Source organism: Vibrio crassostreae, from assembly GCF_024347415.1.
Taxonomy (GTDB): domain Bacteria; phylum Pseudomonadota; class Gammaproteobacteria; order Enterobacterales; family Vibrionaceae; genus Vibrio; species Vibrio crassostreae.
On the sequence record NZ_AP025476.1, the window covers coordinates 2,036,238 to 2,063,127 of the forward strand.

A 26,890-nucleotide genomic window follows, 5' to 3' on the forward strand; every position below is an offset into this window, starting at 1 on the left:
GTTAACCGTGAGTGATCACATTCTGCTGTACTAATGCATCCAGTATATCCGAAGGCATAGTGCTACTTAGTGTTAACTGAGGAGCAAGGTCTTCAACCACGATCACTTGCTCTGTGGTTCCTATACCATCTGGGTTGATCGTAAGCTCAATATCATCCCCTTCCACTTTCGCATCTATCTGTTGTAGCAATGCAGTCATGTCTGGAGATGAATTCTTAAGCTCTGGCAAGACTTCGCGCAAATCAATACTGTCCCCTTCAGACAAATCAAAGTCGGTAATCGTATCTTCAACACCATCTTCGATGTTCAGCCACACGAACGAATCCATACCATCGCCACCGGTTAGAATATCTGAGCCTCCACCGCCGATCAGGGTGTCGTTTCCATCGCCACCAACAAGCGTATCATCTCCTGAAACGCCCTCAAGACGATCATTGCCAGATCCACCAGTAAGATTGGTATCAAAACTACTCGCTAAAAGTTGCACATCCTCTGTTTCAGAAGACAGATCGAGGTCTAATGGGTTCGCGACAATATTGAGGTTGAGATCAATGTTTTGAGATATCGCAATATCGTTATTGTCCGTTTCCTCAGATACCGCCTCAACCTTCAACGTGTAGTTACCAGGAGTTAACGGCTTACCAGCTGATGGTTGCTCGACGAGTCTGAGACTATCAATCGCATCAGCTGTCGCTATCCAAGTGTCACCTACTAGCGAAACCGTACCCGCATCACTGGCCACATTAACACCATCCGGAACATCACTGATCTTCAACGTTAACTCTTCAGTAATATCCGTCAATGCAGCGACAATTCCGACTAAAGCGACTCCACTATTAGCGACCACTGATGAGCTGGTCGTAATGTTTCTCACGTAGTTAAATGTCGGGTCGATAGACAAGGTTGGCGCATTCGCCACAGGTGTCACTGCAATATCATAGATCACAGGTGTCGTTTCTATTGCGATACCAGAAGGGTTTCCGCTGTCTTTAGCGATGACTTCTAATCCAATACTATTGGTTGGAGATAAACTCGCATCGAGGTATACACCACTTGGACTGGTTGGCGTATCAATTAGAGCATTCAAATCGTTAAGAGTACCGACTAAGATGACTGAACCCGTGTTGTTGCCGTTAACCATCACCGTCGTCCCTGCTGGGAGAGCTACATTCAATATGCCGTAATCCACCGTCAGCGTGACTGTCATTAAGTCATCAGAGAATGCATCTACATAATCAGGGTCACTGACATTGATGCCACTCAACAACTGACCGACGTCTTCATCAATCAAATCAGTGACGTTGTCACCATTTACAATAGGCGTATCGTTAACGCCTTGCACCACAACGCTGATTTCTGCTGTATCCGTTAGGAAGTCATCAGCCCCGTTGGTTGTGCCATTGTCTTCCACTGTGTAAGTGAATTTAACGTCGCCATTGTAATCATCGGCTGCTGTGAATACCCAATATGGGCCATTGATCGAGTTGTCATCCGCACCACCGACATTTTCGAACTTCTGAATCTGTCCCTGACCTTGGTCGATAACGACTCCAGTCACTGTAACAACATCCCCCTCAGGATCAGTCGTCGCTGCAATCAGGTCTTCAGCTTTGATGATCAATTGGCCTTCTTCAAGCATGGTACCCAAGTTAACATTGGTTGCCACTGGCTGATCATTCACTTCAGTTACAACAACGCTTATTTCAGCGGTATCCGTTAAGAAATCATCAACGCCGTTGGTTGTGCCATTGTCTTCTACGGTATAAGTGAACTTAACGTTGCCATTGTAATCATCAGCGGCAGTGAATACCCAATATGGACCGTTTATCGAGTTGTCGTCAGAACCACCGACGTTTTCAAACTTCTGAAGCTGCCCCTGACCTTCATCGATAACAACTCCAGTCACAGTGATCGCATCGCCTTCAGGGTCTGTCGTTGCAGAAACCAGGTCTTCAGCTTTGATGATCAACTGACCTTCTTCTGGCATGGTGCCCAAGTCAACATTGGTTGCTGCTGGTTGGTCATTGACTTCTGTTACTACAAGACTTATTTCAGCAGTGTCTGTTAAGAAGTCATCCACGCCGTTGGTTGTACCATCATCGATAATGCTGTAATCGAGTTTAACGTCACCGTTAAAATCATCAGCAGCCGTAAATATCCAGAATGGGCCCGTAATCGCAGCGTTGTCAGCACCACTAGCGTTTTCAAAGCGCTGTAATTGACCTTGGCCTTGAGTAAGGGTCACACCCGTGACGGTGAGGTTATGGTTTTCAAGATCTGAGCTTGCAGCAATTAAGTCACCTTCAACGATAACAAGCTGTCCTTCCTCTGCAATCGAGCCTAGATCAACGTTGTTTGCCAAAGGAGCGTCATTCACTTCCGTCACCTTAATGGTGAAGGTAGCTTCATTGGTTTGAGCGGTATTCGGGTCACCCGCGTCAATCAGACCGTTATTACCACCGTCATCGAGCGTTGCATTGATCGTGACTAAACCACTCTGGTTGAGATAGTTCTGATCTGGGTCTGGTTTGAAAGTAACAGCCCCATTCACCAACGCGGTATTAATATCGGCTTCTTTACCAGTAATCACCAATGAGCCGTCAGGCTGCAATACAAACGTTACGTCAGGTGAGCTGGTAAACTCAAACACACCTTGCGCTCCCGGCAGTGTTTGATCCACTTGCAACGTAAGAACATACGGCGCATCTGGATTATCAAAATTAGCGTCAACGTCGTAAATACTAAAGTTGTCGATGGCAACACTGATGTCTTCAGATGTTTCAATATTCGTCACGTTTACAAAGATCGGTTGATCGTTGATAGGATCAATCACCAAATCAACATCGAAGGTCGTTGGAGTCCCCAAGTATTCCGTGTTATCAGCATCAGTATCAACAGAGCGAACGGTAATCTGCAGCGGGCCATTGATACCCAGTGCATTGCCTGCATCACTGTTATGTTCACCAGAGTTGAATACGATCTTATCTAGTGACTGTGTAGGAACATCCAGCGTCCAGATCTGCGTCGCAGGATCATAGCTAGCCAAGGTGGTTCCGTCTGGATAGTAGATAGATGCATCTTGAGGTACACCAGCCACCTCTACACGAAGTGTCTCTGGCGCATTTTCGGTATACGTGCCGCTGCCTGTTGCAGATAGCTCTTTATCCAAAATAGTCGCATTGATTTCGATATCAATGTTTTGGCCTTCATTGCCTGTAACAGAGTCCGTTGGGTTGGTATCAACATCATCACCCACCGGCACCACATGCAGCTTAAAGCTTGGTAGGTTCGAGGCTGCAGTAGGCACGCCTAACAAGGATTCTTGAGTAAAGACAGCAACGCCAAATTCCGCCGTACCACTGAAGTTTTTAGGCGGTAGGATCGAAATCTCACTCAAATCAAATGACAATCCTGAAGCTTGAGGAAGTTGAACACTCCACTCACCACCACCATTGTTCTTCACTGTATAAGCAGAGCCCGGATCTGCACTCATTAAGAAGCCATCGGGTACACCGGTGAACTTAATCGAAACGAACTGCTCTGAGCCGTCTAGGTCAGTAAGCGCAATGGAGACTGGCCCTGTTCCCGATAGAGAAATAGCTTGATCTTCATTGCCCGTGATCTCAATGACATCAGGATCACTACCCGGCCCTGTTACAAGCACATCATCAACCACAGGGACAACTTCAAAGCTAACACTGGTATTGAACGTATCAGTATCGGTTGCTGTTCCGGCTGGAGACGAGGCGTCATTGTAAGTAGCAGTATCGGTAATCGTCCCGCTGACATTCACTTGTACCTGATTGACGTCATTATCTGTTGGGTAGTTTAGCGCAGGTCGGAATAGTACGTTATCTAGAGCACCCGCGTTAATCTCAGCTTCAGTAAACGTCACAGATGTACCAAGCGATACACCTGCGCTGGTATAGAAAGCCCCAACACTCGTGTCATTCAAAGTCAGTGTGATAGAGGTGAAGACCTCCCGTCCGCCTTCATCTCCAGTAACTTGGTCGGTGATCGTCGAACTAAAGTCGAGTTGAATGTAAGTATCTTCGTAACCCACCGGATCTTGTCCAGGTTGACCATCAGTATCGACAGGATTAAATGAATCATCAAGCGAACCAACGACATTCACATCAATCGTTGGATCTGTCTCCGCATCTGGTGCTACTTTAATGACAACTTCGGTCACTAAGGTCTTCTCATCGCCAGATTGTAAATCTTTGGTCACGATGGTCATTGGCAACCTAAAGTCACCAGAGTAGTTTGGTGGCAGATTCAATAATAAACCCGATGAATCGATGGCTACGCCCTGTTCGATTGTCGTCTCGTAAACATATTTCCCGTTCACAAAGTCAACATCACTTGTTCCCGACAGGCTAATTGGGAATGATGTAGTAGCATCAATGACCAGAGTACCATCAATGATCACCGTCACTTGGTCAGTAGAATCATCGCGACCCGTAAAGCTTAAAATGCCGTTTAGTGCCGCGCCGAGATCAAGTTGTGTATCTTCGACCGCATCGATAACACTGTCTGGCACAATCGCAATATCTGCGGCAACTTTGTCAGGAGCCGTCAGCACTTCAGGGTAAGAAAGCGTTACTTCCCCGGTGCGCTGTACTTGGGCTGAAGTTTCATTGTTGGCATCACCTGGATCTGATACTAAGGTGAAAATTGTCATCTTGATATCATTGAAATCAGTAGCCACATCATCCGCATCATTTTCAGGGGTGAAATCTAATCCATTGGGCGCACTGACGCTAAAGGCATCTTCATTGGTCACAACCCAACGGCCACCGCCTTCGTAAGAGGCGCCTGTGACCAAAAGTTGCCCTAAAATATCATCAGATAACGCGCTTCCGTCGGTGTTAGTCAACTGAACAATCACTTCGTCGACTTGCTCTTCTACTGTGCTTAAATCCGTTTCTTGGTATCGGACGACGTATTCATCCGAAATTGATGTGTTATCACTGTTAGTTGTAAATTTAATGACACCATTAGCATCAGCCGTAATCGTAGTGAGATCTCCAGAGCCATCTTCGTTTGAAACGACAATCTTGTTGTCGGCATCGCCAGGTTCAACGACAGGTCTTACACGCACATCAATCGTACCTGTAATCGTCGCGGTAACGATGCCCTGACCAGGATCAGTTGCATCAACATACTCATGATCTCGCTCTTCAATCATGACAACCGTACTAAGCGTAAAGTCTGTACTTGAATCTTCTTCGGGTGTTATCTGAATAAAATTATTGTTCAGCGCAATTTGAGTAAACTCTTCTGCCGTCTGTCCACTCTTCGGAGTAATGGTTAAAGTGCCTGCTGCTGCATCGTAATTCCAAATTACATCACCGTTTACAACCACACTTGCAACACCACTTGGAATGCCACTGATGACGATTGAAGTGAAGTGCTCATCATCGTCAATGTAATCAGTGCCCTCTGGGTGCCAATCAATGTTGATCGCCGTATCTTCGTCCCCACGAGTTACCGTATTGTAGGTTGCTGAGGTATCAATCCTAGGCTCAACTAATATGCGAATTTCCTGATCAAAAGAGAGCGTATGACCATCATTCTCAGTCACGATCACTTTACCCTGGATATGGATATTCTCTGTCGACGAATCAACAGGTCTAATACGGATACCTGAAGTTTTCCCCGCTTCAGTGATGTTCGCTTCGTAGATAGGTTTAGATAGATCAGGGCTACCGCCCGGTCCCGTTTCATAACCAACAAAGTTCAAGTCAATCACGGTACCATCGCCATCTTCCAGAATAACGCCGTCAGGGATGCCTGAAAGAATAACCGTTATCGACTCTGAGCCATCGTCAGGTAATGGTGTTGTGCCGCTATCTGGTCTTCTCTCGCCCGACAATACAGTGAAATCTAGCTCAGCAAAGGTATCACCATTTTGGCTTTCTTGGATTGTGGTTTGAACGCCAGATGTTGTGCCATCAGTAATTGCTGTCCAAGCCGTACCATTCGTTCCACCATAAGGAGTATCGGCAACGCCTTTCACCTCAACGTTCACCGTTTTAGTTCCTAATATCTCCTCATCGACTTGGGCGCCCGTGGATAGATTTGCGGTATCTTTGACCACACCCGTGACATCGAAGGTGAAATTGACATTACTGTGTTTAGTTGGAACAACCTCAACGTTTGCCAAATCGGAATACGCTATTTCTTGGTAATCGATACCATTAATAGTGACTGTTGGAACGACATTCGTGGTACCTAAGAAGTAAAGCTCTGCACCTTCCGTAACATTACTGATGCGCACAAACAGTTCTTCAGAACTGTCAGCATCTACCGAACCTGTCATGGTGATGACTTCGTCTAACGTGAACGCGTCTTTATTGTCTAAAGGCCCGACGTAATCTGGATCATCGATATTGTCTTCGTTAATACGGATTCGGTTAACGCTGAACGAGCCAGGGTCTGCATCGGCAGTCACATCAATGATGATGTTTTGCTCTACAGAGCGAGCGGTCGTTTTGTCCACCCCGCCATTTGCAGAATCATCGTACGGATTACGCGTCTCTTCCGTTATCGCTGTTGCTTTAAACTCTATTTGACCGGAGAAGTTATCGATCGGGTTTACGACCGTACTATTGATGTCTCCAGCCGCAATGATGTAAACACCGTTGGTCGGAGTAAGGACGTTGCCGTTTTGGTCGAGAAGCTCAAACTGGCCATCTCCCTGAACAACTTCAAGTTCATAGGTAATCGTCTCAGTATTACTGTTATCTTGCGACTCTGCGTTCAGCTGCAACGTAACGTTGTCTTCATCTTCGTTAACTTGATACTGATACGCGCTATTCGCATCATCCCAAGTCGCAATGTCGGCTACCGCTTCAATTTCAATTCTAAAGTTCGAGTTTACGGTGTGGTCTAGCGAACCATTATTATCAATCTCAAGTTCGTAGTTGATTCGCACACCATTGTCATTCGAACCGTAGTTTTGGTCTGGAACAAAGAACAAGTTGTCGATTGTCGCAATAGTGTCTAATGGTTGATTCGTGTCTGGAGCAAAGCTCTGCTGCATTTGAGGCGGACCAAACAAGATATCACCGTTTGGTTCAGCGACTAACTTGTGATATTCCACGCCATCAAAGTAATAGAACGTCCCTCTGTGATTACCGCTCTGAATCGTCAGTTGGCCGATAGACTCGTTATTATCTTGGTCCTTTATGTTAACCTGCAGCGCAATTTGTGCAGGAGCATCAGGCAAACCGCTTTGATTATCTTGAATATTCTCTAGGCTTGGAGCATCACCCGTTGCGTAAGGGATTGTCGAGTCTCTACCCGCATCCTCAAATGTAGTCACCTTGAGCGATACTGCTGATGACTCTTCATCGGTGATCGTAATATTCAAAGGCGTTGATGACGTATCCAAATCACCGTCTGTCGCAATCACATTGATCGAGAAGTCGATGGTGTCTCCATCATGATCCAGATAGTTGGTCGCTCTAAACTCCACCTCACCATTGGAATTTATGCGCAGTCTACCAAGCTCACGAGTATCTATGCCGCCACTACCATCATCGGTTTGTTCATACACTCGTACCTGCTGGACACCACTGTTTAAATCGAAACCATCACTGTAAGGCCCACTATTTCCGGTACGGAAAACGATATCAGCGCCATTGCTGGTAATGCCCTCTATGCGAGTCAGTGCTGCATCATCCGCACCCACATCTGTCGCATTAGCAAACATGTTAACTTTGGAATTACCGTAACCCTGCCCTTCAATTCGCGTTATCGATTGAGTAGTCACCAATGGAACATCATCAGTCACAGTAATAGTCAGATCGATCGCGTTCGACTGGTCTCGGTCAAAATCTTCGGCCACGACAGAGAAATCAAGATCTATGGTGTTTTCATTCGCGCCATCAGGATGCTTAAGTGGTTTAAACAGCTCAAATTGATAGCTGTTGTTTGAGGTATCAAAAATGATTTCAAACACAGGCTGATTGCTAGTTACCGTCTGTGCAACATAAGTGAAGGTTGTACCGCTTTGTGAAACAGGCAGCCACTCTAGGCTTTCTCCATCAGAAGTTAAGCCTGCAATCACTAAGTTTTCATCGACCAATTCATACTTAACAACACCATCAGCACCTTCATCAACGGTGAATAGTCCATTAATAATGGTATCTTCGGATTGATCAGAACCAATCCCAGCAAGATCATCTTCATCAACTACCGTCTCACCTGTTGGCGCACTCATTACTGGCACATCATCGAGCACTTCGATCGGCAATACATACTGATTAGAGTCATCACCGTCACCATCAACCGCAACAACATCAAACGGAATCGTTAAGGTATTGGAATTCGGGCTTGTTGGATGGTTTAGAGGACCTAGCAACGTAAAGGTATAAGAGCCGTCATTCGCTAGCGCGAGCGTGAAGATAGGAGTCCCGCTTGTCGTCGTACCTTGATAGGTCGTTGTGTTCGCAGCTCCTGTGACTTCTGTAATAGAAATCGCTTCGGTTCCAGAGTTCAATGTCGCTTCAAGCGCAGAGATATTACGCAGTTCGTAAACCTCTACTTGGTCTGCACCTTCTGTGGTAACAAATGCACCTGTTGCTTGAGACACCACAGATCCAAGATCATCTTCATCAACCACAAATGTGCTGGTCGCTGTCGTGTCAGTAATGACAGGCACATCATCGGTTATAGTAACGGTCAGAGGTTTCATCACAGAATCAGTATTGTCTTGGTCAACTGCGATCACTGGTAACGTGAATATTTGATCATTATTACCCTGAACTGGCAAATGATCTAACTCTTCCAACAAGGTGAATGTGTACTCTCCTAGAACCATGCTGCTAAAGGTGATGGTAAAGATATCCGTTTGGACACCGCCGCTTTCAACGTAACCAATATAATTATCGCTGTTCAGAGGATCTTCTTTTAGCTGAACCACTAAGCCATCCGATTTCAATTCACCAGACGTGTTGAACTGAGTGGTATCAATACGGAAATGACTCACATCATCACTTCCTGCTGTGAAAGTAATGGTTTCAGTTTGGCTCACAGGTAAGCTCGGAGATGAGCCATCCACGAGGTTCGCTTCTTCCAATGCCACCGTTGGAACCGTATCAATTACCGGTGGAGCACCATCTGAAATCGTCAGTGTCACGGTCGAAGTGACAATATCGCCGTCTTTGTCTTCTGATGTCACGGTAATCGTCTTAACGATATCACCACCAGAATGATTCAGATTTCGATTAGGCTCAAAGCGCACATCGCCTTCAAGCGTGATAAACAACGAACCTTCCGTAAATACGAACTCTTGCTCACCAGTGTTGGTTTGCACCAGAGACTCTTCAGGCTGACTACCATAAGTAAATTTAGTTATGGTAGCGCCATCAGCACTTTGCGCAGGCATCACATCAAATGTCGTTGTGGTAGGCGTGCCCGTGCTTGGCTCTGTGATGCTAAGAGCACCAGATTGCATTAATTGAACGTCATCACTGATGGTCACAGAAAGCGGTTTAGACGGTGAAATATCGCCATCGGTGTCTTGTGCATACACCGACAAATCAAAGCTGAGATCGTTGTTTCCTAATCCGTCGACATGATCCAAACGCTCTAACAAAGTAAACGTGTACTCACTCGGGTTAGTGTTATCAAATTCTAGGGTGAAGATAACTTTCTCAACACCGGATCCATCCGTTGTGAATGCTATGTAATCACCGGAACCCGCAGGCTCTTCACGCAAGCTCAACTCAAGGCCATCAGACTTCAATACACCACTGGTATTGAACAGCCCTACTTCGACGACAATCTTCTCGATGTCATCACTGCTTGCGAGTGAGGTAATGGTTTGGGTCACACTGACTGGGCTGCCACTCGGCGTTGAACCATCGGCCAGTAAGCTTTCAGACAAGCTAACACTCGGAACGACATTCAACGTCGGTCCATCACCATCAACGATAGTGAGTGTGACTGTTGAAGAGGAAATATCCTTATCAAAATCAGATGAAGTAAACTCAATCAGCTTAACAATGTCGCCTGCTGAGTGGTCAAGATTACGATTTGGTTCAAACCTTACATCGCCATCCAAAGTGACAAACAGCGAGCCTTCAGTGAAAACAAATTCCTGCTCACCGCTGATGTTTTGATTTAAGGTAATCGCAGATCCACCGTCATAGGTGAACTGTGTAATGGTTGCTCCATCAGCACTTGGCGTAGGCAAAACATCAACAGTCGAGGTAGTTGGTGTGCCAGTGTTTGGCTCTGTGATGGTTAGCGTGCCACCTTGCATCTGTTGAAGGTCATCTTGAATGGTGACAACAACATCACGCTTAGCAGAGTCATCACCATCAGTATCAACTGCATAAACAGGTAAGTTGAAGTTAAGATTGTTATTAAGCGCGCCATCAAGGTGATCGAGTGCCTCAATCAGCGTGAAGGTGAACTGACCTTTATTGACACTATCAAAATCAATGGTGAATACATTAGTTACGTTACCTGCCCCGTCATCAGTAAACCCGATGTAGTCGCCAGGTGAAGCAGGATCTTCTTTTAGCTGAACAACAAGACCGTTTGATTTCAGCACATCACCTGGGTTGAATTCGTTGGTCGCGATTCTGAAGTGGCTTAAGTCATCACTGCCCACAGTGTAGGTAATGGTTTGTGTTGAACTCACCGCAGAACCACTCGGCGTTGAGCCATCTGCTAGGTTCACTTCCGATAAGTTCACGCTAGGAACAACATCGATGACCGGATCAACCCCATCTTGGATCGTCAATGTGACATCCGCGGTATCAGTATCGTTATCAAAGTCGCTGGTCGTTACAACAATCGTTCTAACAATATCACCCGCTGAATGATCTAGGTTTCGATTTGGCTCAAAACGAACTTCGCCTTCAATCGTGATGTACAGTAAACCATCGGTTACGGTAAACACCTGCTCTGTCGATACATTCGGGTCCAAGGTGACAGCAGTACCACCATCGTAAATAAATTGGGTGACCTTTGCGCCATCTGCACTTTGAGTCGGCATTACATCGATGGTTGGCGTAGTTGGTGTGCCTGCCACTAGATCCGCCAATGAAGGCTCAACAATATTCAATGACCCGTCTTGTACACCTTGTACATCATCGGTAATGGTCACTGTCATTGGTGACATCGCAGACTCATCACCATCGGTATCCACTGCTATAACAGGCACATCGAAGTTTAAGGAGTTGTTCTGCAAGCCATCCGCATGGTCTAACGCTTCAAGCAGCGTAAACGTGTATTGCCCTAAATTGGTGGTTGAGAAACTGATTGTGAAGACGTTGGTTTCTACGTTAGCACCGTCTTTTACAAAGCCAATATAGTTTCCAGAGTTCGCTGGCTGCTCTTTAATCTCAACCTCTAAGCCATTCGACTTCAAAGCCCCCGAAGTATTGAACTGAGCAGGGTCAATTCTGAAATGACTAACATCGTCACTACCCTCGGTATAGGTAATCACTTGAGTCATCGATACTGGGTTACCCGTTGGCGCAGAACCATCAGCCAGATCGACTTCAGAAAGACTCACGCCAGGAATGACGTTGATGATTGGCAGATCGCCATCGGTAATGGTTAGCGTGACTGTCGAAGTCACCACATCACTATCATAGTCACTTGAACTGACCACTATCGACTTAACGATATCCCCGCCCGAGTGATTAAGATCGCGGTTTGGTTCAAAGCGCACATCGCCTTGCAGCGTGATATAGAGTGAGCCTTCAGCAACCACAAACTTTTGCTCACCCGCATTACTCTGGTCAAGCGTAAACACTGTGCCATCGTAATTGATTTGGGTAATGGTCGTGCCGTCTGCCCCTTCTTGATCAAGAACATTGACGGTCGTGGTTGTCGGCGTACCCGTGGCTAAGTCAGCCACTGTCGGCTCTTCAATGCTGAGAGCGCCATCCACCATGACTTGAATGTCATCGGTAATCGTTACAGCCAGAGGCGACATCAGAGAGTCATCGCCATCACTATCGACCGCGTACACCGGCAAGTTGAATGTTAGGTCGTTATTACCTTGAATTGGTGTATGGTCAATCGCTTCTATAAGCGTGAAGGTGTATTCACCTAAAATCGTGCTGCTAAATGCAAGTGTGAAGACCGTGGTTTCTACATTTGAAATGTCCGTAGTGAAGCCGATGTAGTTACCCGAACCCGCAGGCTCTTCTCGAATCTCAATAACTAAGCCATCAGACTTCAGAGTACCGCCAGTATTAAACTCACTCGGCTCAATGCGGAATTTTACAACATCATCACTTTGGTTGGTAAAAGTGATGGTTTCTGTTTGGCTAACCGCACTACCACTTGGTGATGAGCCATCAGCCAGATCAGCTTCTTCAAGTGCAACACTCGGCACCGCATCGATAGTCGGGTTGTCGCCATCGGTTATGGTCAAAGTTACGGTCGCAGTCACCGGATCGTTATCAAAGTCATTGGATGTCACGACTATCGACTTAACAATGTCTTCGCTCGCGGAATGGTCTAAGTTACGGTTGGGCTCAAAGCGCATCTCACCTTGAAGGGTGATGTACAACTCACCTTCTGTGAAACTGAATTGCTGTTCGCCTGCGATGCTCTGATCCAACGTCTTAACGATTCCACCAAAAGAAAACTCAGTAACCGTTGCACCATCAGCACTTTGGTTTGGCATTACATCAATGGTATTGGTTGTTACCGTACCATCAGCCAGATTTGGCTCAACGATATCTAACGTACCGTCTTGCATGATTTGAACATCATCGCCGATGGTTACATTGAGTTGAGACACCAAAGAATCATCGCCATCGCTGTCTACCGCATAGACCGGAAGATCAAAGCTCAGATCATTGTTCGCTAGACCATCTGCATGATCTAACGCTTCCAATAAAGTAAAGGTGTATTCACCAAGAGTCGAGGTCGAGAAGCTAATCGTGAACACTGGAATTTCAGCATTTGAACCATCAGTAATGAAGCCGATATAAGTACCTGGATTCGCTGAATCTTCTTTTATCTGGACCACAAAACCATTCGATTTCAGTGCGCCGCCGACATTGAACTCGGTAGGTTCAAGACGGAAACGGGTCACATCATCACTTTGATTAGTAAAAGTAAGCGTCTCAGTTTGACTTACAGCACCGCTACTTGGCGCTGAGCCATCAGCAAGATTAGTTTCAGACAGAGTAACACTTGGCACGGCATCAATGGTTGGGATATCACCATCAGTAATGGTCAGAGTGACCGTTGACGTCACCACATCATTATCTAAATCGCTTGAGGTGACCTCGATCTGTTTAACGATATCTCCGCTAGTATGGTCAAGATTACGGTTCGGCTCGAAGCGAACGTCACCTTGAATAGTGATATACAGTGAACCTTCAGCAACTACGAACTTCTGCTCGCCAGTATTATTCTGGTCAAGCGTTAATACAGTCCCGCCATCATAAGTAAATTGTGTGATGGTCGCGCCGTCTGCCCCTTCTTGATCAAATACATTAACGGTCGTTGTCGTGGGCGTGCCCGCAGCCAAATCAGCAACTGTTGGCTCGACAATATTTAACGCTCCATCTTGCATGATTTGAACATCATCACCGATGGTCACATTCAACTGTGACACCAATGAATCGTCGCCGTCGGTGTCTACCGCATAAACAGGAAGATCAAAGCTAAGATCGTTGTTCGCTAAACCATCCACATGGTCTAATGCTTCCAACAACGTGAAAGTGTATTGGCCGAGGGTAGTACTAGAGAAACTGATCGTGAACACGTTGGTTTCAACGTTCGAACCATCCGTCACAAAACCGATATAACCACCTGGTGTGCTTGGGTCTGCTTTTAGCTCAACCACCAGCCCATTTGATTTAAGCGCCCCACCAACATTGAATTCTGTCGGTTCAATACGGAAACTCGCCACATCATCACTTTGATTAGTGAAGGTAATCGTCTCTGTTTGACTTACAGCGATACCACTTGGCGTAGAACCATCACTCAAATTAGTTTCAGATAAAGTAACGCTCGGTACATTGTCGATCGTTGGAATATCACCATCAGTAATAGTCAACGTGACTGTAGAAGTAACAACATCACTATCTGAGTCGCTTGAAGTCACGACTATCGACTTAACGATGTCTCCACTTGTGTGGTCGAGGTTACGGTTTGGTTCAAAGCGCACATCACCTTGCAGCGTGACATAAAGCGAACCTTCAGCAACCACAAACTTCTGCTCTCCCGTATTGCTCTGGTCAAGCGTAAACACTGTGCCGTTGTCATAATTGATTTGGGTGATGGTCGTGCCGTCCGCCCCTTCTAGATCAAGAACATTCACAGTCGTAGTTGTCGGCGTACCCGCTGCTAAATCAGCCACAGTTGGCTCTTCAATCGTAAACGCGCCATCTACCATGACTTGGATATCGTCGGTAATCGTCACAGCAAGTGGCGACATTAGAGAATCATCGCCATCGCTATCAACCGCGTACACTGGCAAGTTGAACGTTAGGTCGTTATTACCTTGAATTGGTGTGTGGTCAATCGCTTCTATAAGCGTGAAGGTGTATTCACCTAAAGTCGTGCTGCTAAATTCAAGCGTGAAGACTGTAGTCTCGACATTTGAAGTATCTGTGGTGAAACCAATGTAGTTACCCGAACCCGCAGGCTCTTCTCGAATCTCAATCACTAAGCCATCAGATTTCAGAGTACCGCCGGTATTAAACTCACTCGGCTCTAAACGGAATTTCTCCACATCATCACTTTGATTGGTGAAAGTGATGGTTTCTGTTTGGCTAACCGCACTGCCGCTTGGTGATGAGCCATCAGCGAGATCCGCTTCTTCAAGAGCAACACTCGGAACAGCATCGATAGTCGGGGTATCACCATCAGTAATGGTCAGCGTAATGGTTGAAGTCACCGGATCGTTATCGAAGTCGCTTGAAGTCACGACAATCGACTTCACGATATCTTCACTAACGGAATGGTCTAGATCGCGATTAGGTTCAAAGCGCACCTCCCCTTCAAGGGTGATATAAAGCTCGCCTTCGGTGAAGCTGAATTGCTGCTCGCCTGAAATGCTTTGATCCAGTGTGTTTACGACACCGTCATAGGTAAACTGAGTGATCGTCGCGCCATCAGCACTTTGATTTGGCATCACATCAATGGTGTTGGTTGTCACCGTACCGTCAGCAAGGTTTGGCTCAGTGATATCTAATGTACCATCTTGCATGATTTGGACATCATCACCGATGGTCACATTCAGTTGAGACACCAAGGAATCGTCGCCATCCGTATCAACCGCATAAACAGGCAGATCGAAGCTCAGATCGTTATTATCTAAACCATCCGCATGATCTAACGCTTCAAGCAGAGTAAAGGTGTATTCGCCTAACGTACTTGTAGAGAAGGCAATCGTGAATACAGGAACTTCAGTATTCGAACCATCAGTAATAAAGCCGATATAAGTGCCCGGATTAGCAGAGTCTTCTTTAATCTCTACCGTAAACCCATTGGACGTCAGAGCACCACCGACATTGAACTCTGTAGGCTCAATGCGGAAATTCGCCACGTCATCACTACCAGAAGTAAAAGTGATCGTGTTGGTTGCACTTACTGCACTTCCACTTGGTGCAGAGCCATCAGCTAGGTTGGTTTCAGATAAAGTAACAGGTGGAATCAGATTGATTGCCGGGTTTTGACCATCGGTAATACTTAACTCAAGCGTTGATGTATCAGTGTCGCCATCACCGTCTTCGGCTAAGAATGAAAACTGTTTGATGATAGTTTCGCTACTTGAATGATCGATATCACGAGCAACTTCAAAACTGAAATCACCGTTTAATGAGATAGTGACGACACCCTCAGTAAAACTGAAAGTCTGAGCAGCATCGGGCTGTAAGCTCTGATCTAGCGAGTAATCAACACCATCATAGTTGAATGATTGAATTGTCGAACCATCCGCGCCTTCGAAATTAAACAGGTTATACGAAACAACGGTATCGCCAGCTAAAGTCGGCTCGGTAACAGATTCAACCTTATCAACCAGTTCAACGACATCATCTTTAACGTTGATAAGAACCTGGGCAGCTTCTGGTGTACTTGAACCACTGGATAACGCCGATCTATCGCCATCCGCATCCACCGCATAGATAGGCAGTGCAAAGGTTAACTGTGCATCTTCAGCGCCTTGATGCGATAGTTCTTCATAGAGGTTAAATTCATAGCTACCCAAAGATGGGCTATCAATTTTTACATCAAAAACCGTAATTCTTGCGCCATTAATCTCGACATAGCCCTCGTACGTTCGCACACCATTGGTTTCATCAACCAGCTCAAGTAACACAACCTCACCGTTAGATATCAGTGTGCCAGCGGTATTAAATTCTGCCGGTTCAAGTTCATAATGGTCAATGATATCGCTTTCAAAAATATCCGCGGTAATACTGCCGCTGCCAGACACTGCCGCCGTGCCCTCTTGTGAGCCGCCAACAATACCCGCTTCATCAACATCAATACTGTCGACATTGGTAATGACTGGTTTATCGCCATCAGAAATAGTGAGGTTGATGGTATTGGTTACGATATCTTGGTCAAAATCGGTAACCGTGATTGGTAAAGAGAAAGTAAGCGAATCAGTGCCGACTTGTTCTATTGGTCTCAACTGCTCAAATCGATAGGTACCGTCAGTATCTAAGCTAACGGTTAAAATAACGTCGCTGCTACCTTGGATTGACAGTGTGATGGTACTTCCATCAGCAGACAAGGATGCAACGGTCGCCTGATTATCACTGAGCACACCATCAAATTGAGCAAGTGCGCTTGAGTCAAAAACAGCTGACTGTAGATTATCACTACCAATATTTGAAAACGTGCCTTCAATTGCAGCACTGTTTGTTTCAACATTATCGATAGACACGCTTTCGGCAGACGGATCAACCCCATCAAGGACTGTTACTTGCGCATTAATTGGTGTGACGAGCTGATTACCTGCGGTGTCTTGGCCCTGTATATCAAAGGCGATGTTGATTTGATCACCCGTAATGGAAACCTGACCACCACCAACAGACGTTACGTGATCAATTGGTTGAGAAATGGTTGTGGTCAGTGAAAGCTCAATGTTATTCCCAACACTGATCACATCGATGTCGATACGCAGTACTTCATCGGAGCCTTGAACACCAATGATAGAATTGGTCGCCGCATCATAAGTAAAGGTAACGGGCTGACCACTTGAGGTAATATCACTGTTTAGCTCTGTGAGTAGCGAAGCGAGAGACAGTGCTTCTGGAGCAAAAGAATCAGGGGAGAGCGCTAAACTACCAGCAACAATCGTTTCGGTAGTTGTAATAGATTGGGGGTAGGTATTGCCAGAAATGGAGCCTTCGGTGAGCACTTCACTGATTGATTGACCGCCCGATGAACGGGTTATTGTTCTGAACTCTTCTCGGTCTTCATCAACCGTTTGTTCTGCTAGACCTGCGGTCTCAAAAAATGTCGACGGATGAGTTTCGGTGTAGTTGTAGTCAATCGTCACAAAGCCAGCGTTTGCAGAACCTAATCCGCTACCAGCAGCCGTTGCTTCTAAGATTTGGGTCGGGTCGGCACCACCTAAAATGGCTTCTTGGATAGCAGCAAATTCATCATCAAAATCTCCTGCATCGGCTTGCTGTAAGTCAAAATTAACTTCTCCAGCGATAGGAGCATCAGCCCACGCTAAGTCTTGATCAACACAGCCAACACAATTACTTGCCACCTCAGTGACACCGTTTGGGGTACCTAATAAAAGCTCTGCTTGGTTTGCAGTGATAACAATCTCGTTTTCACGAATAATATCGCCAACTGAAATTTTTCGTGCGCTTCCGTCAGACTTAACCGCAATGACTTCTCCACTCACTGCCTCTACAACTGCAGCTTGGCGCGAAACTTCAATACCCATATATCCCCCGAGGTCACAAAATGCTGTATTGCTCAACATCGTGAAAATGATAGTAATAACGGTTTCAGGCTTAAATTATATTCAGAACTTATTCTCTGCATTAACAATCAATTACATAGACTGATGTATTTGATGAGTCAGTTCCGTTTCGCCTGTTTTTTTTATAGTTTACTTAACCTTAAGCCTAGTCTTCCTTATCCGAAATGTCATGTCTGTGCGAAGTGACTTCTTTTCACAAATCTAGGCATTCACTTTAGTTTGTTCATGGACTAAGCAAAAGTTTATAGGGTGTTGATTAATATGCAATAAAATGTACACCTTAATTACACCTCAAATTTTTATAAATATATACAGTAATAAAGTTGATAAATCATTAGGATTTATAGGCAATTAATAAGGTCGAGATATACCTAGCCCCCAAAGAAGAACTAAATCCCATATTTGAGACAAGGTTCAGCACAAAGCTGATGAGAAACCGTTCAAACACCATATATGGCGTCAATTACATATACAACTGCTAGAGTATTGAGTGGGTATGCAGGGGCAATGAGTAGAAGTTGCAAATAGATATTTCGAGGAATCCAAAAAAAGCCCACTAAGTTAAACCTTAGTGGGCTTTAAAATCAGTATATAACATTATGCTGTTAGCAATGACACACTACTATTTAGCGAGACGGTTCGCCGTCCAAACGTAAAGTAGTTCGAGAGCAATCGTCGCACCAGCCAAAGCTGTAATCTCGCTTTGGTCATAGGCTGGAGACACTTCTACCACATCCATACCAACCATGTTGATACCTTGTAAGCCACGGATGATTTTGAGCACTTTATCTGAATTCAAACCACCACACACTGGCGTGCCGGTACCCGGTGCAAATGCAGGGTCCAGACAGTCGATATCAAATGTTAGGTAAACTGGCTTATCACCAACAATACCTTTCACTTGAGCAATGATCTCGTCCACACTCATGTCATTCGCTTGCATCGCATTAATGACATTGAAGCCATGACCTTCTTGTTTGTACTCAGTACGAATGCCGATCTGCACCGAGTGTTCTGGCGAGATAAGGCCTTCGTTTGGTGCATGGTAGAACATAGTACCATGATCGTAACGACTGCCCTGACTGTAAGTGTCAGTATGCGCGTCGAAGTGAATCAGAGCCATCTCACCGTACTTCTTGCCATATGCTCTAAGCAAAGGCAGTGTAATGAAGTGATCGCCACCTAAACCTAACAGAGTTTTACCACTATTTAGAATCGCATCAGCCGCCGCTTCTAAACGTTGAGTTAGATCTTCTGCGTCACCGCAATCAAACACAAGGTCGCCAGCATCAATCACCGAGGTATGTTCAAATACATTGAAGTCCCACGGAAACTTCTTGCCTTCCCATGCCAAGTTCACCGACGCACGGCGAATCGCATCAGGTCCCATACGTGCACCCGGACGACCAGATGTCGCCATATCTAACGGCGCGCCCAACACCACCACATCAGCATCGTTATCGATTGGGTTCTGCACCAATGGACGGCGCATGAAAGTCATCGCATTGGAGTACAGTGAGTAATCTGGTTTCGTAAATAGATCGTTCATTAAAAATCCTCAAGATAGGTGTAACCCATCAAGCCTTGCTCTAACTCTTCAAGTACGCTTTGCTGCTCTTGCGCTGGTACTTTCGCCGTTACCAATTCTTTGTAGTTCTGACGAATTAGGTCCATATCGATATGAACATAACGCATCATGTCTTCAACCGTGTCGCCTTCGTTAATGTAATCGATGTTCGCTTCACCGCTTTCGTCAACGTTGACCACTACACTGTGCGTATCACCAAATAGGTTATGCATATCACCCAAGATCTCTTGGTATGCGCCTACTAGGAAGAAGCCCATCAAATATGGTTCATCAGGGTTCCATGCAGGAACTGGCAACGTTGTTTCAATACCTTGACCATCAACATACTGATCAATCGTACCGTCAGAATCACATGTGATATCCAATACCACAGCGCGTCGCTCGTCCGCATTATCCAAACCACTTAGAGGCAATACTGGGAACACCTGATCGATACCCCAAGCATCAGGCAACGATTGGAACAAAGAGAAGTTCACGAAGAACTTATCTGCCAAACGCTCGCTCAACTCATCCAAGATTGGACGGTGGTAGCGGTTTTTAGTGCTCATTCGAGAGCTAAGTTCGTAGTTAATACGCAAAGACATCTGCTCTGCCCAAGCACGGTGCTGAAGGTTCAGCATGCCTGTCGCAAATTGGTTGTGTGCTTCTGCGATATCACTTTGCGTATCGTTGTAGATCTCAATCAGCGCGCGGTCATCATTGCCTGCATCTAACTCCAAGAAGTTCTTCCACATGTTGTTTAGCAACAGTGGTGCGTCGGCTTCTGGTGCTGCCATGTCTTCCGGCGAGTAGCTTTCGGTACCAATCACGTTGGTGATTAGCACGGCATGGTGCGCAGTCAGTGAGCGACCAGACTCCGAAATGATCACAGGTTGTGGCTGATTGTAGAGCTTACAAATGTCCCCCACTGTCATCACGATGTTACGAGCGTACTCAAGCAAGCCGTAGTTCATTGAGTTTGAAGATTGGCTGCGTGTGCCGTCGTAATCGACCGCTAAACCACCACCAACATCTAAGAACTTCAGTTGAGCGCCAATATCACGCAGTTCACAGTAGAAACGAGCCGCCTCACTCACACCATTTCGCACATCACGAATATTCGCCATTTGCGAGCCAAGGTGGAAGTGTACTAGCTCTAGAACATCCAGTTGGTCTTCGGCTTTCAAACGCTCAATAACGGTAAGCACTTGTGATGCAGACAAGCCAAACTTCGACTTCTCACCACCACTTGCTTGCCATTTACCTGCGCCTTGAGAAGCAAGACGGATACGTAAACCCAAACGAGGTTTCACACCCAGAGCTTTCGCTTCAGAAAGAACAAGATCAAGCTCAGACAATTTCTCTAGAACGATAAAAACCTTGTGCCCTAGTTTCTCGCCAATCAGTGCAAGGCGGATGTATTCTCTGTCTTTGTAACCGTTACACACGATCACAGAGCTCGCTTTTTGAGCCAGCGCCAATACCGCTAATAGCTCAGGCTTGCTGCCCGCCTCTAGGCCTAGCTGCTTTTGCTCTAATTGAGCTTGGCTCGCTAAGATCTCATCAACCACCTCTTTTTGCTGGTTAACTTTAATCGGATAAACAAGTAGGTAACGGTTGTCGTACTGATATTCTTCGATCGCTTGATTAAATGCGTTACAGATATTGTGCACACGTTGATGCACTATTTGAGGAAAACGCACAAGAGCAGGTAAACCAATATTTCTTTGCTCTAACTGTTTTACGATCTTACTTAGAGGAACTTGATGATCGGTTTCGCTTGGTGAAACATACACTTCACCGTTGTCATCAATTCCATAAAAACCTTGGCTCCAGTGCTTTACATTATACTCAGCACGGATGCGCTCCAAATTAACCAAATTTTCCAATTCTAGAGACCTCACACTATAGGGCCATCGACAGAAGATACCTCTTTGGAATAGCGAGGTATAACCCAACAAAAAACGCTCAAAAACGATTTGTTGGCTGCATTAACCGATATTATGAAGAGCGAGTCCAACCATTGATATTTGTGGTTACGATTACGTTTTTTTATCGACAGATCGACTTAAAGTGACAGATAAGGAATTACAAGGTTTTAGGGCAAAAAGCAGGCTGAAGCGCATTAAATATAAAGCACTTTCTAACAAGAAATCAGGTGAATAAAATAGCATTCACACCTAAAATTCTTGGTCATTTTGGTGATGTTAAGTCAGGTTTGTGACAAATATCGGCACTTCAATATCACAACTCTCGCTATCACTAAGATAGTCAGTATCCTGTTCTTCCATACCTATTGATGAGTGTTAAATCATGTCCGAAATGTACACCACCTACGCAAAGCAATACGACTCTGCTGCTCGCGATAATATTTATAATGCCCTATTAGAACGCCCATCAACCATAGCCTTACTAGACGATGTTAAAGGGCTCGATATTGTCGACCTTGGCTGCGGCTCAGGTATATACGCACAGTGGTTTATCGACCAAGGTGCCAACAAAGTCACGTGTACCGACCTGTCTCAAGATATGGTTGACCTAGTGAACGGAAAACAAATCCCCAATGTGACCGCATACGCGCAAGATGCTGCTCTTGGTTTACCTAAGGAAGCTGATAACAGCGCTGATGTCATCGTGTGCCCATTGGTACTACATTACATTGAAGATCTAAAGCCTGTCTTTGAAGACGTGTATCGCGTTCTGAAACCGGGCGGCTACATCGTGTTTTCCACTCACCACCCTTTTGCTGACTTTGAATGTACGATTTCTGGTAATTACTACGAGCGTGAATTCATTCAAGAAGAGTGGAACACGGTCGGAACACCCGTTCAGGTAAGCTTCTACCGCCGTTCATTAACCGAGCTTTGCCAAGCTGTCAGTCAATCTGGCTTGCTGATTTCACAAATCACCGAAGGCACAATCGACGAGAAAGCCAAAGCCATCTCTAAAGAAACGTACGAGCGCCTATCAAAAAACGTTAACTTCATCTTTATGCGTTGCGAGAAAGTCTCAGCCTAACCCGCAAGCAAATCGCGTGTGCCTTTAACTACACTAAAGGCACACGAACATTTCTCTGCAAACCAGTCATTTCTTCCTTAATGCCAACTTTTCCGTTGTTGCGCCCACTTAACTAAATCGCCAGTTCATTGCACAAAAAATAAACTTTTCTTGTCCATATCTTGTATTCGATCCTAACTTCTTGTAATTTTAACTGGCCGACCAATCGGTCAGCCTTCGAATTTAGGGGATACTATGAGCCATAATCTAGACCTTGAACCAAACACGTCAAGCACCAACGACATGGATCAACTGTTCAACCGACAACAAGATCACTACCGTAACAACGTTAATCCAACACTTGAGCAGAGACGAAATGATCTCTCAGTCTTGAAAAAACTATTAATGCGCTACCAAGAGCAGTTAATTGAAGCGGTATCAGAAGATTATGGCCATCGAGCAAAGCACGACAGCTTAATTGCTGACATCACCCCTTCCCTACACCAGATCAATTACAGTGATAAAAACCTTAAGAAGTGGTTGAAGCCTTCACGTCGAAAAGCCGGCTTAATGCTAACACCAGCCAAGATTACTGTGCATTATCAACCGGTAGGTGTGGTTGGCATCATCGTGCCTTGGAACTTCCCAGTTATGCTCTCTTTGGGTCCTCTAATTACAGCATTGGCAGCAGGTAACACAGCAATGCTCAAGATGTCTGAGTTTACTCCTGCAACTAACCGTGTTTTGAAAGCGATGTTGGCCGAAGGTTTCAGTGAAGAACAAGTGGCGATCATCGAAGGTGAAGCCGACGTTTCTGCTAAGTTTAGCCAGCTGCCGTTTGACCATATCCTGTTCACAGGCTCAACCGCTGTTGGTAAGCACGTAATGAAAGCTGCAGCCGCGAACTTAACGCCAGTGACACTTGAGCTAGGCGGCAAGTCTCCAACGATTATTGCCCCAGATTTCGATGTCGCTGACGCCGTTGAACGTATCTTGTTTGCCAAGAGCTTAAACGCAGGTCAAATCTGTGTCGCGCCTGACTACATCTTGCTGCCAAGAGAAAAAGTCGATGCATTTATCACGGCTTATAAACGCTACTTCAAGAAGCTGTATAAAGCGGGAATTGAGAGCAAAGACTTAACCTCAGTGGTTAACATGCGTCAGTACAATCGATTAAAAGGTGTGGTTGAAGATGCGCAGTCAAAAGGTGCTGTAGTACATACTGTCACCGAACAAGCGCAAGACGACGTGAACCACAGAATGACGCCACACCTTCTCACCGAAGTGAATGACGACATGGTGGCAATGCAAGAAGAGTTGTTTGGTCCTGTGCTTCCTATCGTGCCTTATGATTCTATTGAAGAAGCAATTAGCTACATCACAACAAGAGAACGTCCACTTGCCCTGTACCTAATGAGTCACGACAAACAGACTCAAGACCGATTCCTATCGGACACTCATTCAGGGGGTGTTTGTATTAACGACTCTCTAGTACATGTCGCAGCAGAAGACGCGCCGTTTGGTGGTATTGGTCCGTCAGGCATGGGACACTACCACGGTATTGAAGGCTTCAGAACCTTCAGCCATGCGAAAACCGTATTGACTCGAGGCAAAATCAATTTCACTAAGTTGATGCACCCTCCATATAACAACCCAATCAAAAAAATGATGTTCAAAGTACTGAATCGATGATTACAAAAAGGCAAAAAATCCTAGATGCTGCGCTCCTACTCTTCTCTCAACAAGGGTTAGAGGGCACATCTACAGGTCAAATAGCGAAAACCGCAGGGGTAGCAAAAGCCACGCTGTTTCATCACTTTGAGAACAAATCTCTACTGATTGATGAACTGTTTCGTGAACTGAAAATAGAGCTATTTTCTACCCTTGTTCAGCACACAGAAATCGCTGAACAAAATCGCTATCAAGCCTTTAAATTCATGTGGATGACAGGGATTGAGTGGGCATTAGAAAACCCAGTCGCCATGAAGTTTTTCACCAATGTGCATTTTGACCCAACGACTCAAACTCGCGAAGTCATTGTCTCGCAGATGTTCGCATCACTCGATGATATCATTTTGAAAGGACAGGAAGCCGGTGAGTTAATGGTGTTAGACATTAATCTCGTTAGGCACTTCATCCACAGCCATTTTTTGATTTGTGCAAACTGGTTGATTGAGCAGAATGAGTTACCACCAGAGCAGTCAGCCAAGTACATCAGCGATAGCTTTGACATGTGTTGGCGAGCTGTCGGCGGACAAAACCTGTAATTTTTACATTATTTGAAGCTCTTGCTTTCAAAGAACACTCTAAAGCACCTCATGGCTATATCTATATAGGCATGAGGCGCTTTAATTATTTGGATACATTTTAATCACACCACCATATTGACTTTAAGCACCCTCTTTCAGTAACATCCCACCATCATTTCAAAAGAGAATAACGCCATAATGAAGTACTAACATCCTGACATCCGATTTATTTTTATAAAAATCATTTGGACACTCGGGGTTAGTGGGCGTTACTTCGTCATCTATTTTCGCGACAAATCAAGTTCTTAAAGATCCGTCTTTTGACAACATGAATCTTGCAGAACTGTACCTCAAAGACAGAATTCATCTCATCACAGATTTTCTATCTTTGATTGGTCATCTACCTAAGTAACGTCTTTGGCGATTTATTGTTAGAGTCCTGCATTGGAGTCTATGTAGAAAAGCGCCTCACCCCTTTTACTCGTTTACACGTAAAGGGAGGTATTCTTATGCCTACTATATTAGCCAATAATCTCTCATTTCAGCTTGATACTGGCGAGTGGTTATTCAAAGACATCACCTTTAATTTGAGCACGCGCCTTACAGGACTAGTTGGAAGAAATGGGGCTGGAAAGTCACTGCTACTTTCGTTACTCACAGGGCAAACACAGCCAACATCAGGTAGTGTGTCTAGACAAGGTTCGATCGGCTTTTACTCACAATTACCTTCAGATCTTTTGGATAGCGAAATCAACATTGCTGACTTCTTAGGTATCAACGAAAAGCTCAATGCCTTGCGAGCTATCGAACAAGGTAGCTGCGAACTTGAGCACTTCAATATCGTTGGCGACGATTGGGGTTTGCAAGAAACCACTCATCAGCTTTTAGCTACATTGAAAATAACCAGTGAGTTAACTACACCATGCAACACATTAAGCGGTGGCCAACTTGCCCTCTTGCAACTTCATCGCTTATTTACATCGAATCACGACATATTAATTCTCGATGAACCTTCCAACCATTTGGATAACGACGGACGAAATTGGCTACTAATGCAGTGCCAACAATTTGAAGGAAAAGTGCTTGTCGTAAGTCACGATCGAAGCTTATTGAGACACATGGAGGGGATCTACCATCTCAACAGTTTGGGGGTACATTTCTACAAAGGAAACTACGATGATTACTTCAAACAAATGTCGAGCCAAAGTGAAGCATTGGACAAGCAGATTGCGCATCACCAATCCGAAAAGAAACGTCTGGAGCGCCAAGCTCAAGCTAATAAGGAAAAAGCACAGCAACGTGAGTCTCAAGGTAATCGACTCAGAAAGTCAGGCAGCCAACCCAAGATATTATTGGATGCGATGAAAGATAAAGCAGGACGAACTCAAGGAGCATCAGCCACTAGCCAAAAGAACTTAAAGGACCAAAACCAACATAAGCTTCTATCTCTTAAAGAACAAAAGGAGCAACTAAAACCACAAGCGTTGTACCTGCAACAGGGTAATAACAGTAAAAAGAACTCGCTATTAACCGTTGAAGATTGCCACCTGAGTTTTGGTTCTGGCGCTCCCATCAACTTCTCTATGTCGCAAGGTGAACGGTGTTATCTAACTGGTGCGAACGGCTGTGGAAAATCGACGCTGTTAAAGGCCATTCATGGGCAACACTCGAACTATACAGGTTCCATTAAACGCTTAGGAACCACAGTATACTTGGATCAACACTTTGGACTGTTGGACACTAACGACACCATGTTCGATAGCCTGATGGCACATAGCTGCAGCATGACGGAAAGTGACGCACGCACCTTGTTAGCTGGCATCGGCTTTAGGCGAGACTCCGTGTACCGCAAAGTCGCTCACCTAAGTGGTGGAGAGAAAATGAAACTGGCGATGTTGATCGTCAGCCATAAACAGGATTCGCCATTACTGCTGCTCGATGAACCAGACAATCACCTAGACATCGACTCAAAGCAAATATTGGCGTCGGCTTTACGTGACTATCAAGGTGCGTTCATCCTAGTCAGTCATGATACCGATTTTGTTGAGGAGGTTGGCGTAAGCCAAAATCACATACAACTTTAAGCTTCGTAAATTCATTCGCTAAGCTTAGTTAAACGAGCATCGT

7 protein-coding genes are annotated in these 26,890 nt (G+C 45.3%); 4 read left to right on the top strand and 3 right to left on the bottom strand.

The window, feature by feature from the left end; genetic code table 11:
- Position 1: 1 nt before the first annotated feature.
- The 3 genes from OC193_RS09115 to speA form a co-directional block, all read right to left on the bottom strand.
- A complete protein-coding gene (locus tag OC193_RS09115) occupies positions 2 to 17,911 on the bottom strand; it encodes a retention module-containing protein (protein ID WP_048666398.1) in 17,910 nt (5,969 codons plus the stop codon).
- Between the two features lie 661 nt (positions 17,912 to 18,572).
- Positions 18,573 to 19,499 carry an agmatinase gene (speB, locus tag OC193_RS09120; RefSeq protein WP_017105806.1) on the bottom strand — a complete coding sequence of 309 codons (927 nt, stop codon included), beginning with the start codon at positions 19,497 to 19,499 and terminating at the stop codon, positions 18,573 to 18,575.
- Complete coding sequence (speA, locus tag OC193_RS09125) at positions 19,499 to 21,388, bottom strand: arginine decarboxylase (protein ID WP_184957545.1); 1,890 nt, start codon at positions 21,386 to 21,388, stop codon at positions 19,499 to 19,501. The genes speB and speA overlap by 1 nt, the downstream gene beginning before the upstream one ends.
- A gap of 442 nt (positions 21,389 to 21,830) precedes the next feature.
- Here speA and OC193_RS09130 point away from each other — a divergent pair, with 442 nt between their 5' ends.
- The 4 genes from OC193_RS09130 to OC193_RS09145 all read left to right on the top strand — a co-directional run bounded on the left by OC193_RS09130 (position 21,831) and on the right by OC193_RS09145 (position 26,847).
- Positions 21,831 to 22,535: a class I SAM-dependent DNA methyltransferase gene (locus tag OC193_RS09130; RefSeq protein ID WP_048663535.1), complete on the top strand. Its 705-nt coding sequence runs from the start codon at positions 21,831 to 21,833 to the stop codon at positions 22,533 to 22,535.
- Positions 22,536 to 22,769: 234 nt separating this feature from the next.
- On the top strand, positions 22,770 to 24,206 hold the full coding sequence (locus OC193_RS09135; RefSeq protein ID WP_048663536.1) for a coniferyl aldehyde dehydrogenase: 1,437 nt from the start codon (positions 22,770 to 22,772) through the stop codon (positions 24,204 to 24,206).
- Entirely contained in the window at positions 24,203 to 24,781 is a 579-nt protein-coding gene (locus OC193_RS09140; RefSeq protein WP_048663537.1) for a TetR/AcrR family transcriptional regulator, read from the top strand. The genes OC193_RS09135 and OC193_RS09140 overlap by 4 nt, the downstream gene beginning before the upstream one ends.
- Before the next feature lie 491 nt (positions 24,782 to 25,272).
- A complete protein-coding gene (locus OC193_RS09145) occupies positions 25,273 to 26,847 on the top strand; it encodes an ABC-F family ATP-binding cassette domain-containing protein (RefSeq protein WP_048663538.1) in 1,575 nt (524 codons plus the stop codon).
- Positions 26,848 to 26,890: the final 43 nt, after the last annotated feature.

What these genes read in the sequence shown, in the direction of transcription:
- OC193_RS09130 (WP_048663535.1), top strand. Translation starts at nt 21,831, where the DNA reads ATGTCCGAAATGTACACCACCTACGCAAAGCAATACGACTCTGCTGCT.
- OC193_RS09140 (WP_048663537.1), top strand. Translation starts at nt 24,203, where the DNA reads ATGATTACAAAAAGGCAAAAAATCCTAGATGCTGCGCTCCTACTCTTC.
- OC193_RS09145 (WP_048663538.1), top strand. Translation starts at nt 25,273, where the DNA reads ATGCCTACTATATTAGCCAATAATCTCTCATTTCAGCTTGATACTGGC.
- OC193_RS09135 (WP_048663536.1), top strand. Translation starts at nt 22,770, where the DNA reads ATGAGCCATAATCTAGACCTTGAACCAAACACGTCAAGCACCAACGAC.
- OC193_RS09115 (WP_048666398.1), bottom strand. Translation starts at nt 17,911, where the DNA reads ATGGGTATTGAAGTTTCGCGCCAAGCTGCAGTTGTAGAGGCAGTGAGT.
- speB (WP_017105806.1), bottom strand. Translation starts at nt 19,499, where the DNA reads ATGAACGATCTATTTACGAAACCAGATTACTCACTGTACTCCAATGCG.